The sequence below is a fragment of the Nocardioides bizhenqiangii genome (assembly GCF_034661235.1).
Lineage (GTDB): Bacteria > Actinomycetota > Actinomycetes > Propionibacteriales > Nocardioidaceae > Nocardioides > Nocardioides bizhenqiangii.
Map to the genome: position 1 here is coordinate 3,365,044 of NZ_CP141059.1, position 19,903 is coordinate 3,384,946.

At 68.8% G+C, this 19,903-nt stretch carries 17 protein-coding genes; 9 read left to right on the forward strand and 8 right to left on the reverse strand.

Annotated features, from left to right (window positions below; all coding sequences use genetic code 11):
- Window positions 1-227: 227 nt before the first annotated feature.
- Both SHK19_RS16385 and SHK19_RS16390 read right to left on the reverse strand, forming a co-directional pair.
- On the reverse strand, window positions 228-1,397 hold the full coding sequence (locus SHK19_RS16385) for a calcium-binding protein (protein WP_322456504.1): 1,170 nt from the start codon (window positions 1,395-1,397) through the stop codon (window positions 228-230).
- Between the two features lie 67 nt (window positions 1,398-1,464).
- Window positions 1,465-2,610 carry a SpoIID/LytB domain-containing protein gene (locus tag SHK19_RS16390; protein ID WP_322936876.1) on the reverse strand — a complete coding sequence of 382 codons (1,146 nt, stop codon included), beginning with the start codon at window positions 2,608-2,610 and terminating at the stop codon, window positions 1,465-1,467.
- Between the two features lie 61 nt (window positions 2,611-2,671).
- Between SHK19_RS16390 and valS the strand changes: the two genes are divergently transcribed.
- From valS to SHK19_RS16420, 6 genes are all read left to right on the forward strand, one after another.
- Window positions 2,672-5,281 carry a valine--tRNA ligase gene (gene valS / locus SHK19_RS16395; RefSeq protein ID WP_322936877.1) on the forward strand — a complete coding sequence of 870 codons (2,610 nt, stop codon included), beginning with the start codon at window positions 2,672-2,674 and terminating at the stop codon, window positions 5,279-5,281.
- A 415-nt stretch (window positions 5,282-5,696) separates the two neighbouring features.
- The gene (locus SHK19_RS16400; protein WP_322456501.1) at window positions 5,697-7,055 is read left to right on the forward strand and encodes a (Fe-S)-binding protein; all 1,359 of its coding nucleotides are present in this window, start codon (window positions 5,697-5,699) and stop codon (window positions 7,053-7,055) included.
- On the forward strand, window positions 7,052-8,563 hold the full coding sequence (locus tag SHK19_RS16405) for an FAD-binding oxidoreductase (protein ID WP_322456500.1): 1,512 nt from the start codon (window positions 7,052-7,054) through the stop codon (window positions 8,561-8,563). Before SHK19_RS16400 ends, SHK19_RS16405 begins: the two co-directional genes overlap by 4 nt.
- Window positions 8,560-8,880 (forward strand): hypothetical protein, encoded by a 321-nt coding sequence (locus tag SHK19_RS16410; RefSeq protein ID WP_322456499.1) that lies wholly within the window; start codon window positions 8,560-8,562, stop codon window positions 8,878-8,880. Before SHK19_RS16405 ends, SHK19_RS16410 begins: the two co-directional genes overlap by 4 nt.
- On the forward strand, window positions 8,877-9,926 hold the full coding sequence (locus tag SHK19_RS16415) for an LLM class flavin-dependent oxidoreductase (RefSeq protein ID WP_322456498.1): 1,050 nt from the start codon (window positions 8,877-8,879) through the stop codon (window positions 9,924-9,926). Before SHK19_RS16410 ends, SHK19_RS16415 begins: the two co-directional genes overlap by 4 nt.
- Window positions 9,927-10,208: 282 nt before the next feature.
- Window positions 10,209-10,628, forward strand: coding sequence for a TIGR03668 family PPOX class F420-dependent oxidoreductase (locus SHK19_RS16420; RefSeq protein ID WP_322456497.1), 420 nt, complete (start codon window positions 10,209-10,211; stop codon window positions 10,626-10,628).
- A gap of 495 nt (window positions 10,629-11,123) precedes the next feature.
- Here SHK19_RS16420 and SHK19_RS16425 read toward each other — a convergent pair whose 3' ends face one another.
- Window positions 11,124-11,987 (reverse strand): LysR family transcriptional regulator, encoded by an 864-nt coding sequence (locus SHK19_RS16425; protein ID WP_322936878.1) that lies wholly within the window; start codon window positions 11,985-11,987, stop codon window positions 11,124-11,126.
- A gap of 83 nt (window positions 11,988-12,070) precedes the next feature.
- Between SHK19_RS16425 and SHK19_RS16430 the strand changes: the two genes are divergently transcribed.
- Both SHK19_RS16430 and SHK19_RS16435 read left to right on the forward strand, forming a co-directional pair.
- Window positions 12,071-12,964 (forward strand): EamA family transporter, encoded by an 894-nt coding sequence (locus SHK19_RS16430; protein WP_322456495.1) that lies wholly within the window; start codon window positions 12,071-12,073, stop codon window positions 12,962-12,964.
- Between the two features lie 570 nt (window positions 12,965-13,534).
- Window positions 13,535-14,332 (forward strand): hypothetical protein, encoded by a 798-nt coding sequence (locus SHK19_RS16435; protein ID WP_322456494.1) that lies wholly within the window; start codon window positions 13,535-13,537, stop codon window positions 14,330-14,332.
- Window positions 14,333-14,472: 140 nt separating this feature from the next.
- Here SHK19_RS16435 and SHK19_RS16440 read toward each other — a convergent pair whose 3' ends face one another.
- From SHK19_RS16440 to SHK19_RS16455, 4 genes are all read right to left on the reverse strand, one after another.
- Window positions 14,473-14,907, reverse strand: a complete 435-nt coding sequence (locus tag SHK19_RS16440) for an SRPBCC domain-containing protein (protein ID WP_322456493.1) — start codon at window positions 14,905-14,907, stop codon at window positions 14,473-14,475.
- Window positions 14,908-15,189: 282 nt separating this feature from the next.
- Window positions 15,190-15,819: a class F sortase gene (locus tag SHK19_RS16445; protein WP_322456492.1), complete on the reverse strand. Its 630-nt coding sequence runs from the start codon at window positions 15,817-15,819 to the stop codon at window positions 15,190-15,192.
- A 32-nt stretch (window positions 15,820-15,851) separates the two neighbouring features.
- A complete protein-coding gene (locus SHK19_RS16450) occupies window positions 15,852-17,057 on the reverse strand; it encodes an ice-binding family protein (protein WP_322936879.1) in 1,206 nt (401 codons plus the stop codon).
- A gap of 513 nt (window positions 17,058-17,570) precedes the next feature.
- Window positions 17,571-18,068, reverse strand: a complete 498-nt coding sequence (locus tag SHK19_RS16455) for a MarR family winged helix-turn-helix transcriptional regulator (RefSeq protein WP_322456490.1) — start codon at window positions 18,066-18,068, stop codon at window positions 17,571-17,573.
- A gap of 112 nt (window positions 18,069-18,180) precedes the next feature.
- Between SHK19_RS16455 and SHK19_RS16460 the strand changes: the two genes are divergently transcribed.
- On the forward strand, window positions 18,181-19,131 hold the full coding sequence (locus tag SHK19_RS16460) for an NADP-dependent oxidoreductase (protein ID WP_322936880.1): 951 nt from the start codon (window positions 18,181-18,183) through the stop codon (window positions 19,129-19,131).
- A 134-nt stretch (window positions 19,132-19,265) separates the two neighbouring features.
- Here the strand turns inward: SHK19_RS16460 and SHK19_RS16465 are convergent, their stop codons facing one another.
- On the reverse strand, window positions 19,266-19,865 hold the full coding sequence (locus SHK19_RS16465) for a TetR/AcrR family transcriptional regulator (protein WP_322456488.1): 600 nt from the start codon (window positions 19,863-19,865) through the stop codon (window positions 19,266-19,268).
- Window positions 19,866-19,903: the final 38 nt, after the last annotated feature.

A 19,903-nucleotide genomic window follows, 5' to 3' on the forward strand; every position in this document is an offset into this window, starting at 1 on the left:
CGAGACCCCGCGAGCGTCCATGATCCCCTCGCGCTGGTCGAGTAGCCCGAGCGCCCTGGCGCGAGGGCGTATCGAGACCCCGCGACCATGCGTGCTCGCCGTCGGGTTCTCGACTCACCGGATCTCGATACGCGCCGTCGCGGGCTCGTGCCTCGCCCGCGGGCGCTACTCGATTCTTCGCGCCCGTTCGGAGTCCGTCCTCGTTGCCTCGGACGGACTCCGGGCGCTCAAGCCTCGCAGCCGACCCTGACCTCGGAGACGCAGACGTCGCCGCCCGGCCCGCCTTCGGACCGGTCGAAGCCGTGGTCGCCGATGAGCAGGTCGTTGCCGCCCTGCCCGCGGAGCCGGTCGTCGCCGCCGCCGCCCCTGATGTAGTCGCCACGCCCGGAGCCACCGAGGGTGTCGCGCAGCCGGGACCCGAAGAGCACCTCGACGCTGCTGAAGGCCACCGACCGGTCCCCCCAACGGGCGTTCCCGGTCGCGAGGCTGGCGGTCACGCCGCGACGTACGGCGGCGAAGGTGATCACGTCGGCTGCAGGTCCGCCGTCGGCGACGCCGCCACCCTTGGCCAGCACCTGGAACAGGTCCTCCCCGGCGCCGCCTCGCGACGTGCCGCGGCGCATCACGAACCGGTCATCGCCCTGTTCGCCGAGCGCGGTGCCCGTGCGGAACACGAGCAGCGCGTCGTTGCCGGCGCCGCCCCTGGCGATGCCCGACGAGATCCGCAGCACGTCGCCGCTGCCCCCGCCGAAGATCCGGTCGTCCCCGCCGCCGCCGGCGAGGTCGTCGGACCCGCCGCTGCCGTTGATGACGTCGGCCTGGCGGCTGCCTTCGAAGCGTTCGACGCGTCCGATCTCGTCGTGGCCGGCGCCGTCGACGACGCCTGCGCCCCACTGCACCGTCACCGCGGTGGCCGACTCCCGGTAGGTGATCCGGTCCGCGCCGGGTCCGCCGGTGACCCGGTCGTCCCCGGCGCCTTCGAAGATGCGGTCCTTGCCTCCTCCGGCACGGACCAGGTCGTCGTCGCCCTCGCCGCGGAGCACGTCGTTGCCGGTCCCGCCGCGCAGCTCGTCGTTGCCGGGGCCGCCGCGGACGTTGTCGTTGCCGGGCCCGGCGTCGATCCAGTCGTTGTCCTCCCCGCCGAAGATCACGTCCTTGCCGCCACCGCCGCAGACGATGTCGTCACCCTGACGCCCGTCGAACGTGTCGTTGCCTGCACCGAGCACGACGACGTCCGCGAGCAAGGTGCCGTGGAGCTCGTCGTTGCCGTTGGTGCCGGTGATGGTCGCGGTCTGGCCCTGGCAGGTCTCCTGGGCGAGCGCCGGCGACGCGAGGCCCACCGGGGCGAGGACGCAGGCGGGACTGACGAGGACAAGGGCTGCGAGAGTACGGCGCATGTCTGACTCAACGACGACGGACGGCCCGGGTCCCGAGCGTTTTCCGGCGCCCACGACGTGAGACGGGTCAGGTCTGCCGGAACCAGGTCGATCTCAGGCCGAACTCCTCCCGGAAGTCGTCCCCGTCGATCGTGATCGTGTTGCTGGTGCCGACGACCCGGATCCGCAGCACCCGTCCGTTCCAGGCGCCGTTGCCGTCGCGGCGCAGGACCCGGAGACGGACGAAGCCACCCAGCGAGGGGAAGACGTCCTGGAACTCGTTCTCGGTGATCGTGACCCGCCAGCGGTTCACCGGGTCCCAGGGGTCCTGCTTCGCGACCTGGTAGGGCACCGAGCCGGCGACGGTCCACCCTCCGTTGCTGGAGGAGAACTGGGTGAAGGCCGGCGCGCCGGCGTGGAGCAGCACCTGACCGCCGGTCGCGCGTACGGCGTCGTTGGAGGCCGGGTGCTCGGCCGACCTGCCGCCGTAGACCTGCGACTGGGTGGTGTCCCAGACGTCGAAGTGCCCGCGGTTGGTGGTGCGGCGCTCGTGCGCGGCGTAGGTGCGCGCGGCGACGGCCTGGGCCCGGACCGCCTGCGGGTGCCACAACGCCGGCATCTCCCTCGGTACGACGCCGAGTAGGTAGGAGTCGAGCGGGAGGATGTTGACCGTGTCGCGGTCCCCGCCGTCGATCGCCGAGCGGAGCGCTCCCCGGTAGCGGGTGGTGCCCGCCGGCGTGACCAGGGTGATGGGCTTGCCGCCGGCGTCGAACTGCGCGGCCCCGGGCAGGTCGCGGACCGTTCGCCACCGCGAGAGCAGGACCGAGACCCGGCTGCCGGCGCCGCCGTCGATCGGTGTGATCCGCCAGCGCTTCGCGCCGTCGCGCTGGAGCGGGAAGACGTTCCCCGAGCCGAGGCTCCTCACGGTCAGGCCCGGTCGGGCGGCGACGACGACGTCCGCGGAGGTGTCGCCGGTGAGGAGCACCCGGATCCGGCCGCGTGCCGATCCGAGCTCCAGCCCCGGGTAGTAGAACCGCAGGATCTGCCGGTAGGTCCGGCCGTGCTCGGAGGCCGCGCCCTGGGCGCCGTACTGCGACATCCCGCGGCCGTGGCCGTAGCCGCGCCCCTCCAGCGTCACCGACGCCGACCCGCCCGCAGCGGCGATCGTCGGCGCGGAGGGCGCGGCGGCGGTCACCAGCGCTGCGGTGAGGAGGAGGCAGAGGGCCCTGAGCATCCGTCCGAGGGTAGTGCGCGAATTCAAGTTCGCTGGCGGCCGCGCCCTAGGATTTAGGGTTATGACCGAGATCCAGCAGGCCCCCGACCCGACCAGCACCGAGTCCGGTGCGGTCGCGGTACCGGAGAAGCCTGCCCTCGAGGGTCTCGAGGACAAGTGGGCGGAGCGCTGGAAGGCCGACGCGACGTACGCGTTCGACCGTAGCCAGCCGCGCGAGAACGTCTATGCCATCGACACGCCGCCGCCGACCGTCAGCGGCAGCCTGCACGTCGGGCACGTGTTCTCCTACACGCACCCCGACCTGATCGCCCGCTACCAGCGGATGACCGGCAAGTCGGTGTTCTACCCGATGGGCTGGGACGACAACGGCCTGCCCACCGAGCGCCGGGTGCAGAACTACTTCGGCGTCCGCTGCGACCCGTCGCTGCCCTACGACCCCGACTTCACGCCGCCGGAGAAGCCTGATGCCAAGCGGCAGATCCCGGTCAGCCGGCCCAACTTCGTCGCGCTGTGCGAGCAGCTCGTCGAGCAGGACGAGAAGGTCTTCGAGTCGCTGTGGCGCACCCTCGGCCTCTCCGTCGACTGGGACACGACGTACACGACCATCGGGGAGCGCGCCCAGGCCGTCAGCCAGCGGGCGTTCCTGCGCAACCTGGCGCGCGGTGAGGCGTACCTCCAGGAGGCGCCGACCCTGTGGGACGTCACCTTCCAGACCGCCGTCGCCCAGGCCGAGCTCGAGGCCCGCGACTACGCCGGCCACTACTACCGGGTGGCGTTCCACCGTCCGGACGGCTCGCCGGTCCACATCGAGACCACCCGGCCCGAGCTGATCGCGTCCGTCGTCGCGCTGATCGCGCACCCCGACGACGAGCGGTACCAGGCGCTGTTCGGCAGCACCGTCACCTCGCCGGTCTTCGGCGTCGAGATCCCGGTGCTCGCCCACCCGGCGGCCGAGATGGACAAGGGCGCAGGCATCGCCATGTGCTGCACGTTCGGTGACCTCACCGACGTCCAGTGGTGGCGCGAGCTCCAGCTCCCGGTCCGCACCGTGATCGGCCGCGACGGACGCCTCCACCGGGAGACGCCGGAGTGGCTCGCGAGCGAGCAGGCCGCGACGGCGTACGCCGACCTGGCCGGCAAGACGATCTTCTCCGCCCGGGAGGCGATGGCCGCCAAGCTGCGCGAGACCGGCGACCTCGAAGGTGACCCGACCCCGACCCAGCGGATGGCGAACTTCTACGAGCGGGGCGAGAAGCCGCTCGAGATCGTCTCCACCCGTCAGTGGTACATCCGCAACGGCGGCCGGGACGCCCAGCTCCGCGACCAGATGCTCGCCCGCGGGGCGGAGATCGACTGGCTGCCGACGCACATGCGGCACCGGTTCGACAACTGGGTCGGCGGGCTCAACGGTGACTGGCTGATCTCGCGGCAGCGGTTCTTCGGCATCCCGTTCCCCGTCTGGTACCCCCTCGACAGCGAGGGCGAGCCCGACCACGGCCGGCTGCTGCTGCCCACCGAGGCCGAGCTCCCGGTCGACCCGTCGACGCAGGCGCCGGCCGGCTACACCGAGGACCAGCGCGGCAAGCCCGGTGGCTTCATCGGCGACCCGGATGTGATGGACACCTGGGCGACGTCGTCGCTGACGCCGCACATCGCCGGCGGCTGGATCGACGACGACGACCTGTGGCAGCGGGTCTTCCCGATGGACCTGTGCACGCACGCGCACGACATCATCCGCACCTGGCTGTTCGGCCGGGTGGTCCGCGCCCACTTCGAGAACGGCACGGCGCCGTGGTCGCACGCGATGATCTCCGGCTTCATCGTCGACCCCGACCGCAAGAAGATGTCGAAGTCCAAGGGCAACGTCGTCGTGCCCAACGAGATCCTCGACAAGTACGGCGCCGACGCCGTCCGCTGGCGCGCCGCGATCGCCCGCCCGGGCCTGGACTCGCCGTTCGATGAGACCCAGATGAAGGTCGGCCGCCGGCTGGCGATGAAGGTGCTCAACGCCTCGAAGTTCGTGCTCGGCAGCGTCGGCGCGACCAGGTTCAGCCCGTCGCTGGTCGGCGAGCAGGTCGACACTGCGCTGCTCGGCCGGCTCGCGACCGTGATCACCAGGGCGACCGACGCGTTCGACGCCTACGACTACACGACCGCGCTCGAGATCACCGAGAAATTCTTCTGGGAGTTCTGCGACGACTACCTCGAGCTGGTGAAGGAGCGGGCGTACGCCGACGACGGCCACGCGTCCGACTCCGCCCGGGCGACCCTCGCCTTCGCGCTGCACGTCCAGCTCCGGCTGCTCGCGCCGTTCCTGCCCTACGTGACCGAGGAGGTCTGGTCGTGGTGGCAGGAGGGCTCGGTCCACCGGGCCGACTGGCCGACGGTCAACGAGCTCGGCTCCGCCGGTGCCGCCGACGGCTCGGCCGTCGACGCCGTCGCCGCCGCCCTCGCCGGCATCCGCGGCGCGAAGTCGCAGGCCAAGGTCTCGATGCGCACCCCGCTCGACCGCGTCGAGATCAGCGGCCCCGAGCACCTCGTGCGTCATGCCGAGCTCGCCACCTCCGACCTGCGCTCCGCCGGCAAGGTGACCGGCGAGCTGGTCTTCACCATCGACGCGGACGCGACCGAGCTCTCAGTGGCCGCCGAGATCGCTCCGGTGGCCGAGTAGGCCGAGGCGCCAGCGACGCCGTATCGAGACCCGGCGACGTCCTCGCCCCGCTTTGGTTGAGGAGGTCGCGCAGCGACCGCCACGAAACCATTGGCGCCGCGGGTTGACATGCGAGCGCAACTCCGTGGATCGAGGAGGTTGCCGCCTCGGTGGGTTGAAGACGTCGCGCCTGATCCCCCACTCCGGGGCGCGTCACATCGCCCACAATGACGCGGCATTCTTCAGGGATGACCCCGGATCGGCGAGCGGGTTCCAGGTTCGCTTGGCGCGCACTTCGGCGGCGGATCGAGATGCAGCATCCCGACCGGGAGACAACCGGTTACGGACGAGCCCTCGTCTCTTGTGGCACGCAGTAGGGAGCCGTATCTTGCAAACACTGTGACCTGCGTCACTGTCGTCTGGCAGGAGGCCTCGAATGACCCAGCTGGACCGGCCGGGTCCATCGGACCCATTGTCGGTGCCGTTCACGCCCGGCATGCGTGGCAATCCGGACGAGCTGGCGGCGATCCCCGACGAGATCGCCCATGCGCGCGAGCTCCCGATTGAACCGACTCCGACGCAGGAGTTCACCGAGACGTGGCGCAATGCGGCGTACAACTGCTTCTCCTCGGGTCACAAGTTCTGCCGTGAGGTCTGCCCGGTGATGCAGGTGACCCGCAACGAGTCGTGGACGCCCACCGCCTTCCACGCCAACGTCGTCGCGATGGACAAGGGCGAAATGACGATCGAGGAGATCGCCTCCGACTACGTCAACTGCACGCAGTGCGGCGCCTGCGAGCTGCGCTGCCCCAACACGCTCTTCACCGGCGATTTCTACCGCTTCCGGACCCGAACCGTCGACGTGGTCAAGGCGGTGCGCGCGTTTGCCGTCGAAAGTGGTGTGCACCAGCCGGCGTGGCAGTCGTGGAACGAGCGCACCGAGGACCGCACTCACGAGCCGGTGCTGGGCGAGACCCCGGTCAGTCAGGAGCACGTGCGCGACTGGTCCGACGGGCTCGACCTTTCGATCGGCGGCGAGACGGTGCTGTTCGTCGACTGCGAGGCGGCGTTCTACCGCACCTCCGTTCCCCGCGCCGTCGCTCAGATCCTGCAGCTTGCGGGCTACGAGTTCGGGCTGATGGGCGAGCAGTGGTGCTGCGGAGGCCCTGCCGCGGAGATGGGGTACGTCGACCAGGCGAAACGCTTCGCCCAGCACAATCTCGACAACTGGCGCTCGACCGATACCAAGCGGGTGCTCGTGCTGGACCCGCACGACTACATCTCGTTCACGGAGGACTATCCCAAGTACTTCGGCGCCGACTTCGACATCGAGGTCGTCCTCGTCGTCGAGCTGTTCGCCGCGCTGATCCGGGACGGAAGGCTGACCCCGTCGGTGCCCGTCGAGCGCACGATCACCTACCACGACCCCTGTCGGCTCAACAAGCGAAAGGGCATCTGGAAGGAGCCGCGCCAGATCCTGCGGTCGATTCCCGGCCTGGACTTCAAGGACATCGACCGCGTGACCCAGTGGTCCTACTGCTCGGGAGGCGGTGGCGGGTTGCCGATCGAGAAGCCCGAGCTCACCGCCGCGATCTCGGCAGGACGGGTGGATAAGGCGGCAGCTCTCGAGGTGGACACCCTGGTGAGCGCCTGCCCCTGGTCCGAGCGGCCACTGGGCGAGGCGGGCCAGGCATCGAACATCGACGTCGTCGACCTCCACGAGTTGCTGGCCGAGTCCCTCGGCATCACAGTCGGAGGTTCCCGCAACGGGGGCTCGGAGGGCAGCCCCGCATGACCATCGCGGTGGAGCGTCTCGACGAGCTGGTCACAGCGCTGCGCAGTGTGCTCAGGGACGAGCAGATCCTCACCTCCAAACCGGACCGCTACAACCGGGCCAGGGTCCCGGCTCCGTTCCCGGTGCACCGGTGGGCCGAACGACTTCCCGACCTCGCCGTCCTGCCGACGAGCACCGAGGAGGTTGCGGGTGTCGTGCGCATCGCCAATGACCTGCGGGTGCCCGTGGTACCCCGCGACGGCGGGACCGGGCTCACCGACGGCGCTGTCCCTCTGCGCGGCGGGATCGTCGTGGACGTCAAGCGAATGAACGCGATCAAGGAGCTCGACCTCGGGAACCGCACGGTGACCGTCGGGACCGGCATCAGCATGCTGAAGCTCAACGAGCAGCTCGCCCAGCACGGGCTCTTCTATCCCGACAACCCTGCGTCGTACCCGTGCTCGCTCGTCGGCGGCCGCATCGGAACCAGCGGGTGGTCGCTGATCGGCTCGCGCTACGGCCACACCCGTGACCTCGTCCTGAGTTTCGACCACGTGCTGCCCACCGGCGAGGTGATGCACGTCGGCGACGGCATCGGCCACAAGGTTAGCAAGTCCTCGAGTGGCTACCAGCTCAAGCACCTGTTCATGGGCCATCAGGGCACGCTCGGCATCGCCACCGAGGCCACGCTCAAGCTGTTCCCCAAGCCAGAGGCGGAACTCTCGCCGTTCTGGGCGTTCGACAACTACGACGACGCGTACGCCTGCGTCGGCGCCCTCGCGCGCGCCGGCGTCGCGACGTTCGCCGGATCGGTGTTGTTCGACGAGTGGAAGGTCGCGTACCTCCGCCGCGATGACGAGGCCTACATCCCCCAGCCCAGCGACGTCAGGGCGCTTGTGTGCGCGGTGATGTACGGCTACGAGGACGAGGTCAGGCCGGCGGGGAAGCGGCTGTTCCGGATCGCGAAGGAGCACGGCGCCCGCTACCTCGGCGACGAGATCTCCGAGGGCGACTGGGCTGCGCGGCACGACCGCTACGCCACACCGATGCACGGTCGTACCAAGGCCGGTCAGGTGGTGCCGATGAGCTGGCACTGCGAGGACGCGGCGATCAACTACACCAACCTCCCATCGGTGACGAAGGCCTGGCACGAGATCGTCGCGGACCTGCGTCGTGGTACCGACGTGTTCGACGACTGGGGGATGTTCGCCTACACGCAGGGCAACACCGGCGTGGACTACCTCACCGAGATCGACGTCGGCATCTGGGAGCAGCAGCTCGATGACCGGGCCTGGGAGATGTGGGTCAAGGCCAAGCGGGACATCGCCGCCGTCGCTCTCGCGCACAACGGCTCGATCAGCGCCTGTCATGGCTCCTGCCGGGAGGGCGAGGTCGACCTCGTCCCCGACGAGCTCGGCCGCGGCTTCGATGTGATGCTCGACCTCAAGCGCACCCTCGATCCGAACAACATCATGAACCCCGGGAAGTACCTCCTCGACCGCGCCTACGAGCCAGGGACCCCGTTATGAACGACGACACCCCAGACCCGCCGCTCGGCTTCCGCTACGCCGAGCAGTACACGCCGCCGGACCCCGAACGCGTCTCGGACGTCGCCATCACCACCCACGAGCACGTCTTCGAGGTCGACCCTCGGTTGATGGAGCGCTGGGTGCTGCAGCAGGAGTTCCCCAACTGGGACAGCCTGCGGATCATGAACAGCCGGGGCGACCACCTCGAGTGGATGCATCGTCACTTCGCGACCCGCGTGGTCACCGGTTCGGCGCTGCTGGACGAGATCAATGACGAAACCCCGGACAGCCAGGACCGACTAGGAGGAGAAGGATGAAGTTCAGCTACGCGATGCTGCCCGACTACCCGTTGAGCGAATCTCTGGCCTCGATCAAAAAGGCGGACGAGCTCGGCTTCTACGCCGTATACGCCGCGGACGAGACCTGGCACAAGGACCTCTGGCTGCTGTTCGCCGCAGCGGCCGCGCAAACCAGCCGGATCCGGATGGGTCCGAGCGTGTCGGGCGTCGTGCTACGCGAACCGACCCTGATCGCACAGGCCGCCGCCACGCTGGACGAGCTGACCGGCGGACGGGCGGAGGTCGCGGTGTCGAGCGGCAACTTCGGCCTGCTGGCGGAGTACGACATCGACTGGGCCAAGACGAAGCCGCTCTCGCGCGTCAAGGAAGCGGTGCACGTGATCCGGACCCTGCTCGATGACGGCACCATCACCCACGACGGCGAGTTCTTCAATTACAGCGGCCTCTTCACGTTCGCCCGGCCGGTACAGGAGCGGCTGCCGGTCAAGATGGGCGCGATGCGCGGTCCGAAGTCGTTCGAAGTGGCCGCAGAGTTCTCGGACGGTTGCCACCATGCGCTCAGCTACACCCGCGAGGCCTATGACTACATGATCGAGCACTGCACCATCGGCGCCGAGCGCGCTGGGAAGAACGTGCAGGACCTCGACCTAGGCGCCTGGATCGTCTTCTCGGTCGCCGAGGACAGTGCCGTGGCCAAGGACGCCGCCCGCAGCATGGTCGGCCTCTATGCCTCTTCGATGCCGCACGAGCAGCTCAAGCGCAACGGCGTCGACCCCGAGGAGGTGACGCCGATCATCGAAGCGATCGGGGCCGGCGACATGGCCAAGGGCATCGAGCTGACCACCCCCGACCTCGCGGAGCGCCTGTCCGTGGCGGGCACCCCGGAGGAGTGCGTCGAGAAGATGCAGAGCGAGATCGCGGCCGCCGGCGTCAACCACCTGATCCTCGCAATCACTGACAAGGCGCTGGTGAAGGCTCTGATGGGACGCGAGATCGAGGGAGTCCCCGACGTCGATACCCAGCTACAGCTCGTCCACGACAAGGTGATGCCTGCCTTCGCCTGACCGGGTTGAGGCCCCTCGACCTCGAGCCGTAGGCGAACACCGGCCCGCGTCCGCGGTGAGGGCGGCGCGAGCGCTCCTCGACCGAAGAGTTCGGACAAGCCTCGGTTGACCGATGGTCGCGGCCAGTGCATCTCCGTCTCCTCAGCGTGTTCCCGTGCACGCCTCAACGGTAGTCACGCGTTCACGCGTTGCCCGTCCGCTACGAGAGCTGAGCGCGTGCGCCCGGCACCGGGTTCGGCACACCGATTCCGATGTCCATGCCCCCAACCTAGTGTCATCGTCATGGATGCCGCAGCCATGCGATCGATGGTCGAGCCGGCTCGGGTAGCGCGACTGGCCACGGTGAGTGTCGAAGGTGGGCCCCATCTGGTCCCGGTCTGCTTCGTGCTCGTGGGCGACACGGTGTACTCGGCGGTCGACCACAAGCCCAAGAAGACGTCGCGGTTACGCCGCATCGCCAACATCAAGGCGACCGGGCGAGCGTGCGTGCTGGTCGACGAGTACCACGACGCCGACTGGACGCGACTGCGGTGGGCCCGGCTAGACGGCCGGGCCCGCCTCGTGGAGAGCGCCGACGAGGCGGGTCGCGCAAGGACCGCGCTGGTCGGCAAGTACCCGCAATACGCCCGCACGCCACCCTCGGGTCCCCTCATCGCCCTTGACATCACCCGCTGGACTGGATGGTCCGCAGACGAGCCCTGATCGGCCGCACTGCGCGTTTCGAGGCCAAAGTGATGTCCCCGAAGACACGGACGTGCAGCGGCCAGCGTGACACTGACCGCCGCGAAGCGATCGTCCAAGGACGCAGTATCAGCGGGGCGAGCTTTGGAGACTTGGCTCGAACGCGTTCCGCACGCTTGGTGCGCCGGCGTTCGCGCTCACGACGAGCCGAAGCACCAGGGGTTCCGGGATCGATGGGGCGACGCCTTCAGGCTGTCCGTCCACCACGGAACGGGTCGAGAGCCGGGTCGGGATACGGCGGCTTGAGCATGTGCCGGTGCTCGCAGGCCTAGAGTCCGGGTCTGCCTCGCCGAGGGTGCGTCATAGCGCCGCCTGTGGGCGCGCGCCAAGGACCGTAGGCGATGACGGCGCATTCGTGCCGGGGGCAGAGTGAGGAATCGCGAAGGTCTGACCGACTCAGAACTGGCGATGTCGAAATCCCCGCGGGAGACGTCGCAGCACGTAAGTGAGCAACGGTTACCCGTACGCCAGTCGCTCCAGCACCGCTCGGAGGGGCGGCCACCGGTCGCGGCCACGCCGCGTCACGGCGTAGCCGCGCAGCTTCACCTTGGGGTCGCGCAACGGGCGGACCGTTACGCCGCGGCGGGAGGCGCGCCCCCGGGGCAGGAGCCCGACACCCAGTCCGGCGACGATGAGGTCATCGACGAGCTCCAGTGCGTCGATGCGGTGCACAACCCGGGGGGTGAAACCCGCCATCGACGCGAGAGTGCGCAGCACCTCCTCATCAGCGGTGTTGCGGGAGTTCACGATCCAGTCGTGGTCGGCGTACTCAGTGAACGGCATCCGCTGTTGCGATGTCGGCACCCCGAGGCCCCACTCGATCTCCCACAGCGGCGCAATGTCGTGATCGCTGCGCCAAGAGGCGGGCGCGAGGTTGTAGTCGTAGGTGATAGCGAGATCAACGTCATCTCGACCAAGCAGGTCGAGGGCCTCCACCGGCTCGTACTCGTGGACACGCACCTCGATATGGGGATGGGTGCGGGCGAGGTCGCCGATGGCGGGCAGGAGGGATCGGCGGATGCCGGTGGCGAACCCGGCGACGCGCAGCACACCCGCGGGTTCCGCAGCGGGATCGAGGTCGAGGCGGGCGGTGTCAACGGCCGCGAGGATGGTGACGGCGTGCTCGGCCAGGCGGTGGCCGGCCGGCGTGAGCCGCACTCGTCGGCCGTCGGGCTCGACGAGGGGAGTTTCGGCGTCGCGGGCGAGCGCGGCGATGCCCTGGGAAACGCTCGAGGTAGTCGTGCCCAGCTCGGCGGCGACCTCGTGCATCGAGCCGAGCCGGGAGAGCTCGAGCAGCATTTGCAGCCGGCGTACGTCCACGCCCACATTGTTTCGGTTTTCTGAACGATATGTCCAGCACAATCACGTGGACGTGAACAGATCGAACCCGTTCACTAGTGCTCATGTCTCACTCCCCCGCTCGCGCGGGCGCCTCGATGGCCGTCGTGTCCATGCTGTGCGTCCAGATCGGCCTGGCGGCCTCCGTCGGGCTGATCGACCAAGTCGGCGCCGGGGGTGCAGCATGGCTGCGCCTGTTCTGGGCTGGCGTGCTGCTGCTGGTCATCGTGCGGCCGCGGCCCTCGGCGTTCAACCGCGAGACGGTCCTCACGAGCACCGCCCTCGGAGTCGTCACCGCAGCCGTGACCCTCCTGTTCATGGCGGCCGTGGCCCGGCTCCCGCTGGGAACGGCAAGTGCGCTGGAGTTCCTCGGACCACTCGGCGTGGCGGTGGTCCGCAGCCAAGGCGTCGCCCGCGCCTGGGCGCTGGTGGCTGCGGGCGGGGTGCTCTGCCTCACCCAACCCTGGGCCGGGACCGCCGATCCGGTCGGCGTCGCGTTCGCCCTGGCCGCCGGAGCCTGCTGGGCGGCGTACATCCTGCTGACCCAGAAGGTCGGCGACGCCGTCAGCGGCATCGGCGGACTCGCGATCTCGATGCCGGTCGCGGCCCTCGTGGCCACCGTCATCGCCGGCCCCGGCGTGGTGGGACAACTGACCCCCGAACTGCTGCTCGCCGGCGTCGGTCTCGCCATCCTGCTTCCGGTCGTGCCGTTCACCCTCGAACTGCTGGCACTTCGGCGTCTCACCACCGGTGCCTTCGGCACCCTGATGGCGCTGGAACCGGGATTTGCGCTGCTCATCGGATTCGTCGCTCTGCATCAGGAGCCGAACCTCCTCGGGATGCTCGGCATCGGTTTCGTGGTCGCGGCGGGCATTGGCGCCGAACGCAGCGGCACCCGAACACACCTTGTCTCTGCAGAGGAGACCGACCGCGCCAAGCCGACACCGATCCCGGCCTGAGGCGCGGCCCTCAGCCAGGCGCTGCGACCCCTCTGGCGTCCGGAACTAGCCGCGAGATTCGGATGACGGCCGCCGCGTCATACCGCCGCGAATCGGCGCGAGCGCCTCGCCGAGCCAGCTATCGACGCCTGCCGCGTGGCTCGAGGCCGCTGGTCCCTCCCGGGCGTGACCAGGTCGGATCCCGATCCCACGGTGGCTTCTTGCCGCTGATTCTCCTAGATGTCAGATGCCAGCCATCGCAGATGTCGCAGGGATACACGCGCACAGGGAGCTTCCGCCATTTCCCGGCACGCCATTCCCGAACTGTCTCCAGCGCCGTGCGGGCGCGCGCTTGGTCGGGGTAGTAAGCCTTCACGCACCTCGACATGCGCCAAGCCTTCCATCGGAGTGCATTTTCGGCAGACCATTTCGGCGACTCTGCGGCGCACGCCACCGAAGCGGCGTGGCCGGATATCCACCTGCGTCCTAGCGCCGCCTGTCTGGCGCTGCAGCCGTGACCAATCCGCCTCGCTGAGACACGCTGCGCAAGGCACCCTCGCTGGCGAGCATAAAGTCCTGCATCCTGATCGGATGGAGCAGCGGCTCTACTCGGTAACGCACGGCGACGGACGCGTCCAGGCGTGGAGCAGCGTGCGGTTGCCGTTCGAGCCGAAGGGGTGGCTGCGCGACTACCGGAGCGAGCTGCAAGGGGCGCTTCGGGCAACGAGGGCCACCGCCACAAGTGTCCTCTACGCCGAATACGCCGCCCCCGATGCCGCGTTTGCCGACCTTGAGAACGTCCTCCTCTACAACGTCGGAAGCGGCTGCTACTCCCACCTTGCTCGTCGCGGCATCATCTGCCGGCGAATGCCGAGCGGTGATCATCTCCATCACGTGACCTACGCCAGCATCGAGTCAACCGATGTCATCGCGCCCACCGGACCAGTGCTCGCCGCGGCTCGACTCGTTGACACGCCATCAGGCGGAACTCCGGCGCACTGGTGGGCCGCATTTCGTCAGCACCTCCACGTGCCCGGTCGGGCGCCGTACGTAGGCGTTTTCGGTGTCAGGGCCGAGGTGGGATTAGCGTGGCGGCGAACTCTCGCCCCGTCGGTCAAGGCGCTCTTGGATGGACTGGTCTCGGCCCTTCACGTCCACGACGGCTCAGAACACGACCACGTGACAACTGCGCTGAGCGAGGTAGGCGACGGGGAGCTTCTTTGGGCTTTGCTGAACGATCCCGCGATCGCGATTTTCGGCCAGCGTCGGCTCGTCCGACCACACGGACCGAAGATCGCCTGGAATCCTGCCGATGAGCGATGCGGCTACATCGAAGTCGTGCGAGGCACAAAAGACGACCCAGTGACTGTGACCATCGTGGCGTTGTGACACCGCGAAGTGGCGTCGATACGACCTGCACGACTATGCGTGGTCCTTTCGGCGGGTCGCGTCATTGCGCCGCAAAGCGGCAGCGTCGTGGCCCTCCCCCTGACACCCTCAAAACGCCGGCATCGGAAGCACAGCGGCGGTTACTGCTCAGCGCGCTGCTTGAGCCCCGTGTTGAGATTGTCGTGGTGCGCCTGAACGGCAGCCCGGCCCATCAGCGTCTTGAAGACCGGGAAGAAGGCACCGGTGACCTCCTCGGTGTGAGTGACCAGGACGGTGCCGTCGGCCTGCGGCTCGATGTCGAGCGAGCGCTCACCGGCAAAGAACCGGTCGTGAGCGATGTTCCCATGCCAGGCGAACCGGCGACCCGGGTCAACGTCGGTCAGCGTGACCTTCACCTTCACCGACGGGCGGCCCGGCATCACCAGCCTCACCGCACAGACGTTGCCGACCTTGAGGTCACCTTTGATCGAGGGCACCGACGGGTTCCACTCCGACCAGCTGTCGAAGTCGCTGATGACCTCCCACACCCGGTCGGCGCTCGCCGCGACAGGGAACGTGGTTCGGTAGGTCGCCATGGCGAGACGATACTGGGCTGGGTCAGCGGCGACCGATCGATCGGGCCATGCTCGCCGCAGACACCGCGAGGCACAGCGCGTGCGGACGGCCTATGCGCTGGGATCGAGGGTCTCGAGATCGTGCGGACGTGCGTCTATCCGCCGCGTGTCGGCGCACAAGGAGGCCCGACCATGCGGAGGTGCGTGCGGCAAAAGCGGTGCCTCGCCCGTCACGTTGAGTGTCCCGATTGATCGTTCGATGTCTCCGTATGTCCCTGCGCGGTTGCTCCGGCGGTGCATGGCTCAGCCGACGCGCGCGGGAGCGAAGCGGGTGTAGACGACGAGGTTCGATTGGTAGCCGCCGCGGGTGGAGTCGTAGGTTCCGCCGCAGGTGACCAGGTTGAGGCGGCGGCCGTCTTGGGCGGCGTACACGCGATCTGCGGGGAAGTCGGCGTTCTCGTAGAGCATGGTCCCGCTCACCACGAACCGAACGGTCGAGCCGTCGGCACGCTCGATCGTGACCGCGTCGCCGAGCTGGAGCTCCTGCAGGCGCGCGAAGACAGCGGGGCCTCGCACTGAGTCGACGTGTCCGAGGATCACCGCGGACCCTCGTTGTCCTGGCACGGGTCCAGGCTGGAACCAGCCGGCCCGGTCAGGATTGCGGGGAACTTCGACGGTCCGGTCGGGCATCAGCCCGAGTCGGACGAGGGGAGTCGTCACGTCGATGGCCGGGATCTTCAGGCGTGCCGGGGTGAGGGCTTGCCGCTGCGTGACGGTCACGTCGCGCCCCAACGGCGCCGGAGCGGGCGCCTCAGAGGTGGACCTGGCTGGCGACCTAGCCCCTTCGCCCGCCGGCTGCTGGTCCGGGCGCGAGAACCCGACGGCGAGGAGGACGCCGCCCAGGGTCGTGCAGATCGCGACGAGAAGCAGCATGCGCCAGGAGTGTGGAAGGGCCCTGCTTCCTGTCACGGGAGCCGGATCGATCGGGGATGCCGGGCGGCTGCGGCACCGAACGCGACGCCGAGGATGCACATGCCTCCCCCGACCCAGAGGCCGCCGTCCGAGGGTTCGGGGACTGTCGGCGCCTGACCCGTCGGCGGGTGCCCGTAGGGGACCCACGGCGGGTAGGAGCGCCCCGGAGGGGTCGGGGTGCCTGGTCCGCCCGGGTTCCCTGGTCCGTCCGGGTTCCCTGGTCCGCCCGGGTTCCCTGGTCCGCCTCCGGTGCCGGTCGGCGTGGTGGGGTTGCTGGTCGTCGTGGGCGCGGTGGTCGGCAATGTGGTGGTGGTCGTGGTCGGCGCCGTGGTGGTCGCCGTGGTGGGGGGCGTCGACGCGGGGGGCGTCGTCGTGGGGGGCGCGGCGCAAACGGGCCTGGTGATCGTGTTGGTGTCCAGGCTGACCTGACCGTTCCGCGCCAGGACGCGGCCGCGGATCGTGGCCTGGGTCTGGACCGTGATGCTGGTCAAGGCCATCACCGTGCCGACGAACCTCGTGGAGGTTCCGATGGTCGCCGAGCTCCCCACCTGCCAGAAGACGTTGCACGCCTGGGCTCCGCCCTGGAGTGCCACCCTGCTCCCGCTCGCCGTGAGCAACGAGGAGCCCGCCTGGAAGATGAAGACGGCCGAGGGGTCTCCCTGTGCGTCGAGGGTGACCGTGCCGGTGAGAGCCATGGTCGTGTTAGCGCCGTAGACGCCCGGCACCAGAGTCTCCCCACCGAGATCGTCACCGGTCTTGTCGACGACCGGTGATCGTCCTGCAGCGTCGTTGTAGGCCGTGGTGAGGTCGTTCTGCGCCTGGAGGGCCACCGCGTCCGCGGCGTGGATCACTCCGTTGTCGACCTGTCCGGGTGGGAAGCCGGTGACGGCCGCACCAGGGCTGACCCCAAGGTCGCCGGAGACTCTCGAGGGGCCGGTGTTGGTGACCGTGGTCCCCGCGAGTACGGCGAACGAGGTCGCGGCGCCCAGGCCCACCGGGGGTTGCGCGGCGTGGGCAGCTGGCGAGCGTCCCACCGTGACGGCGATGACGATGAGACCGGTGACCAGCAGAATGACGGAGGTCGACATCAGCGTGTGACGCAGACCACCGTCGCCGTAGACGCGCTTGCGCCCGACAGATCGAGTGGCCTGAGGGGCGAATGAGGTGCGGGCATGCTTGCCGCCACGAGCGAGCGTCATGTCGAGCCTTCCCGGCCCGGGAGTTGGGCCGTCCAAAATCCCCACACCGGGGTCTTGGGCTTGAGCCGCTGCGCCGAGCGGCGCAGTCGTCTCGCGTGGGCTCTACAGCCAACGTACGCCCAAATTTCGATATGTGGTAACGGGGCCCCTCAGTCGGCGAAACCAATACGGCGACCACCAGTGCTAACCCACGTCGAAAATGGACATGCCCCCCGAGGACCGAGTGCGGTCCGTTAACGGAAATCGGCGTCGAATACTCAGACTGAGAAAACAAGGACGCCTACGTGCGTCATTCCGCCGCTAGTGCGACTCATGAGTTGGGCGCACGGGAGATTGCCCAGACCAACGACTGACGGACAGCACGCAGATTTGTGTCTGCTCTTCGGCAATCCAGGTGTGGCTGCGACCGGACGCCGCCCACTTGAGTTCGACCCAGAGTGACCCGCCTGCGGCGGGGATCCTGGGTGCCCCCGGTTCGTTGTGACGCGCGATGGGGGCCAGAGCCCGACCGTTTCAACGGCGTCGGCGTGAGCCTGCCGAGCGTGGTGGGGCCGCGCGCATGTGGTCGCGCACCGGCGCCAGGAGGTCGCCCAATGCCTGCGTTTCTGAGCGTGACAGCGCTGCGAACAACTGCTCGCGGAGCACCTCGACGTGGCCGGGGATCACCGTGGCGATCCGAGAGCGCCCCGCGTCGGTGATCGTGACGGTCACGCTCCGTTCGTCGTCAACGGATGGGGCGCGCACGACGAGGCCCGCCTTCTCGAGCAACCCAGCTTGGTACGTCAAGCCGCTGCGGCTGTAGACGACGCCGTCGGCCAGGTCGGTCATCCGCTCGCTGCCGGTTGGCGAGTTCAGGCCCAGGCGCGCCAAGAGCTGGAACTGCACGTAGCTCAGGTCGCCCTCCTCGCGCAGCTGCAGCTCAACGGCGTGGCGCAACAGTCCTGCCACCTCCATCAGCGCGAAATACGCACCGAGCTGGACTGAGTCAAGGGAGGAGGGCGAGTCGGGCATGCAACTGAGCCTACAACTGCTTCACCTTCGCAGCACTTGCTTTGAGTTCGAAGCACATGTACCGTTCCTTACATGCTTCAACTTCGAAGCATCCATTGAGAAGGAGCTAGCCATGAAGGCCATTCGTTTCCACCAGTACGGCGACGCCGACGTCCTGCGCTACGAGGACGTGGAGGTCCCCATCCCCAGCGACGGGCAGGTCCGCGTCCGTGTCGCCGGGACGACGTTCAACGGCGTCGACGCCAACATTCGTGCGGGCTTCATGCAGGAGCCGATGCCTCTGACACTGCCGCACATTCCCGGCCTGGATGTCGCGGGCACGGTGGACGCACTTGGAGACAACGTCAGCAGTCTCCAGGTCGGCGACCGCGTCGTGGGCTTTCTGCCCTTCGTCGTCGACGGCGCCTCGGCGGACTACGTCCTCGCATCTGCCGAGACCCTGACCACGGCCCCGATCTCGATCCCGCTGACCGAGGCGGCCGCCCTCCCCCTGGTCGGCCTCACCGCGTGGCAGGCACTGTTCGAGCACGCCGACCTCGGGTCCGGACAGCGGATCCTGATCAACGGCGCGAGCGGGGCGGTGGGTGGCTACGCCGTTCAGCTGGCGAAGGCCGCCGGCGCCCACGTCATCGCCACGGGCAGCGCAAGCACCAGCGAACACCTCCTGGCCCGCGGAGCAGACGAGGTCGTCGACCACACCGCCTCCGAGGTGAGATCGGCAGTGACCGAGACGGTCGACGTCCTGCTCAACCTCGCGCCGATCACCCCCGAGCAGTTCGCGACCCTGACCACCCTGGTCGGCGACGGCGGCGTGGTGGTCAACACCACCGTGTGGATGCCCGCCCCGAGCGACGAGGCACGCGGCGTGCGCGGCATCGACCTCTACGTCCGCAGCGACGCACACCAGCTCTCCGAGCTCGTCGCGCGCGTCGACCGCGGCGAGCTGGTCGTCGATGTCGCCGAGCAGGTGGCGTTGCCGGACCTCGCATCGGTCCACTCACGCGCCGCCGCGGGAACCCTCACGGGCAAGGTCGTCATCGTCCCGGCCAACGGCCAGCGATGACTCCGGCCTCAAGTGCGCTAGACCCCCTCACGCTCTCATGTTGGCGCCCTCCACTGTCGCGATGCGGGCGCGTCTTACCGCCGCATCAGCCCGGAGTCAGTTACCGGAACTGCCGAGATCAGTGCATGGGTCTGTCACGTCGGCGGCGGTGTCTCGAGGGCCTGCTTGACGAGGGCGTCGACCATCCATTGTTGGAGGGCGCTGACTTCTGCGGGCGCGAGTCCGGCTACGTCGCTCAGCCAGACGCGGGTCTCGATGCCACATGCTGCGCGGAGTGCCAACGCAAGCCGGTGGACGCCTTCTTCGCCGATCGACTTGGCGATGGGCGCGAGCGCCTCGACGAACCACGGAATGGCGCGGCCCTGGCGCAGCGGCAGCTCGTGTGGCACCTCGCCCAGCGAAAGGCGCAGCATCGCACGCTGCTGCGGCTCATGCTCCTGCACGCGGCCGATGACGAACCCGGCAACGGCGGCCACGCGCTCTTCAAGGGTTGTCGGCGGCGGGTCGGGAAGGACCGACGCGGCTCCTGTCTCCGGGTATGCCGCGGCGAGGAGTTCGGCCTGTGACGCGAAGTAGCGGTAGGCGGTGGGGCGAGAGATCCCGGCAGCCTCGGCGACCTCCTCGACACGCGGCGTGTCGCCCGCAGTGATCAGCTCGCGCGCCGCAGCGATCAGTTGGTCGCGGGTCCGTTGCTTCTGCCGTGTGCGACCCGACTCGAGGTAGTCCGTTGACATGGCCTTCATCATATGTCAATCTCATGACAAGACTCTAG

Coding starts and splice junctions, on each gene's coding strand:
- SHK19_RS16450 (WP_322936879.1), bottom strand. CDS start 17,057: ATGACGCTCGCTCGTGGCGGCAAGCATGCCCGCACCTCATTCGCCCCT.
- SHK19_RS16390 (WP_322936876.1), bottom strand. CDS start 2,610: ATGCTCAGGGCCCTCTGCCTCCTCCTCACCGCAGCGCTGGTGACCGCC.
- SHK19_RS16405 (WP_322456500.1), top strand. CDS start 7,052: ATGACCATCGCGGTGGAGCGTCTCGACGAGCTGGTCACAGCGCTGCGC.
- SHK19_RS16440 (WP_322456493.1), bottom strand. CDS start 14,907: ATGGCGACCTACCGAACCACGTTCCCTGTCGCGGCGAGCGCCGACCGG.
- SHK19_RS16460 (WP_322936880.1), top strand. CDS start 18,181: ATGAAGGCCATTCGTTTCCACCAGTACGGCGACGCCGACGTCCTGCGC.
- SHK19_RS16430 (WP_322456495.1), top strand. CDS start 12,071: ATGTCTCACTCCCCCGCTCGCGCGGGCGCCTCGATGGCCGTCGTGTCC.
- valS (WP_322936877.1), top strand. CDS start 2,672: ATGACCGAGATCCAGCAGGCCCCCGACCCGACCAGCACCGAGTCCGGT.
- SHK19_RS16415 (WP_322456498.1), top strand. CDS start 8,877: ATGAAGTTCAGCTACGCGATGCTGCCCGACTACCCGTTGAGCGAATCT.
- SHK19_RS16400 (WP_322456501.1), top strand. CDS start 5,697: ATGACCCAGCTGGACCGGCCGGGTCCATCGGACCCATTGTCGGTGCCG.
- SHK19_RS16445 (WP_322456492.1), bottom strand. CDS start 15,819: ATGCTGCTTCTCGTCGCGATCTGCACGACCCTGGGCGGCGTCCTCCTC.
- SHK19_RS16385 (WP_322456504.1), bottom strand. CDS start 1,397: ATGCGCCGTACTCTCGCAGCCCTTGTCCTCGTCAGTCCCGCCTGCGTC.
- SHK19_RS16435 (WP_322456494.1), top strand. CDS start 13,535: ATGGAGCAGCGGCTCTACTCGGTAACGCACGGCGACGGACGCGTCCAG.
- SHK19_RS16455 (WP_322456490.1), bottom strand. CDS start 18,068: ATGCCCGACTCGCCCTCCTCCCTTGACTCAGTCCAGCTCGGTGCGTAT.
- SHK19_RS16465 (WP_322456488.1), bottom strand. CDS start 19,865: ATGTCAACGGACTACCTCGAGTCGGGTCGCACACGGCAGAAGCAACGG.
- SHK19_RS16420 (WP_322456497.1), top strand. CDS start 10,209: ATGGATGCCGCAGCCATGCGATCGATGGTCGAGCCGGCTCGGGTAGCG.
- SHK19_RS16410 (WP_322456499.1), top strand. CDS start 8,560: ATGAACGACGACACCCCAGACCCGCCGCTCGGCTTCCGCTACGCCGAG.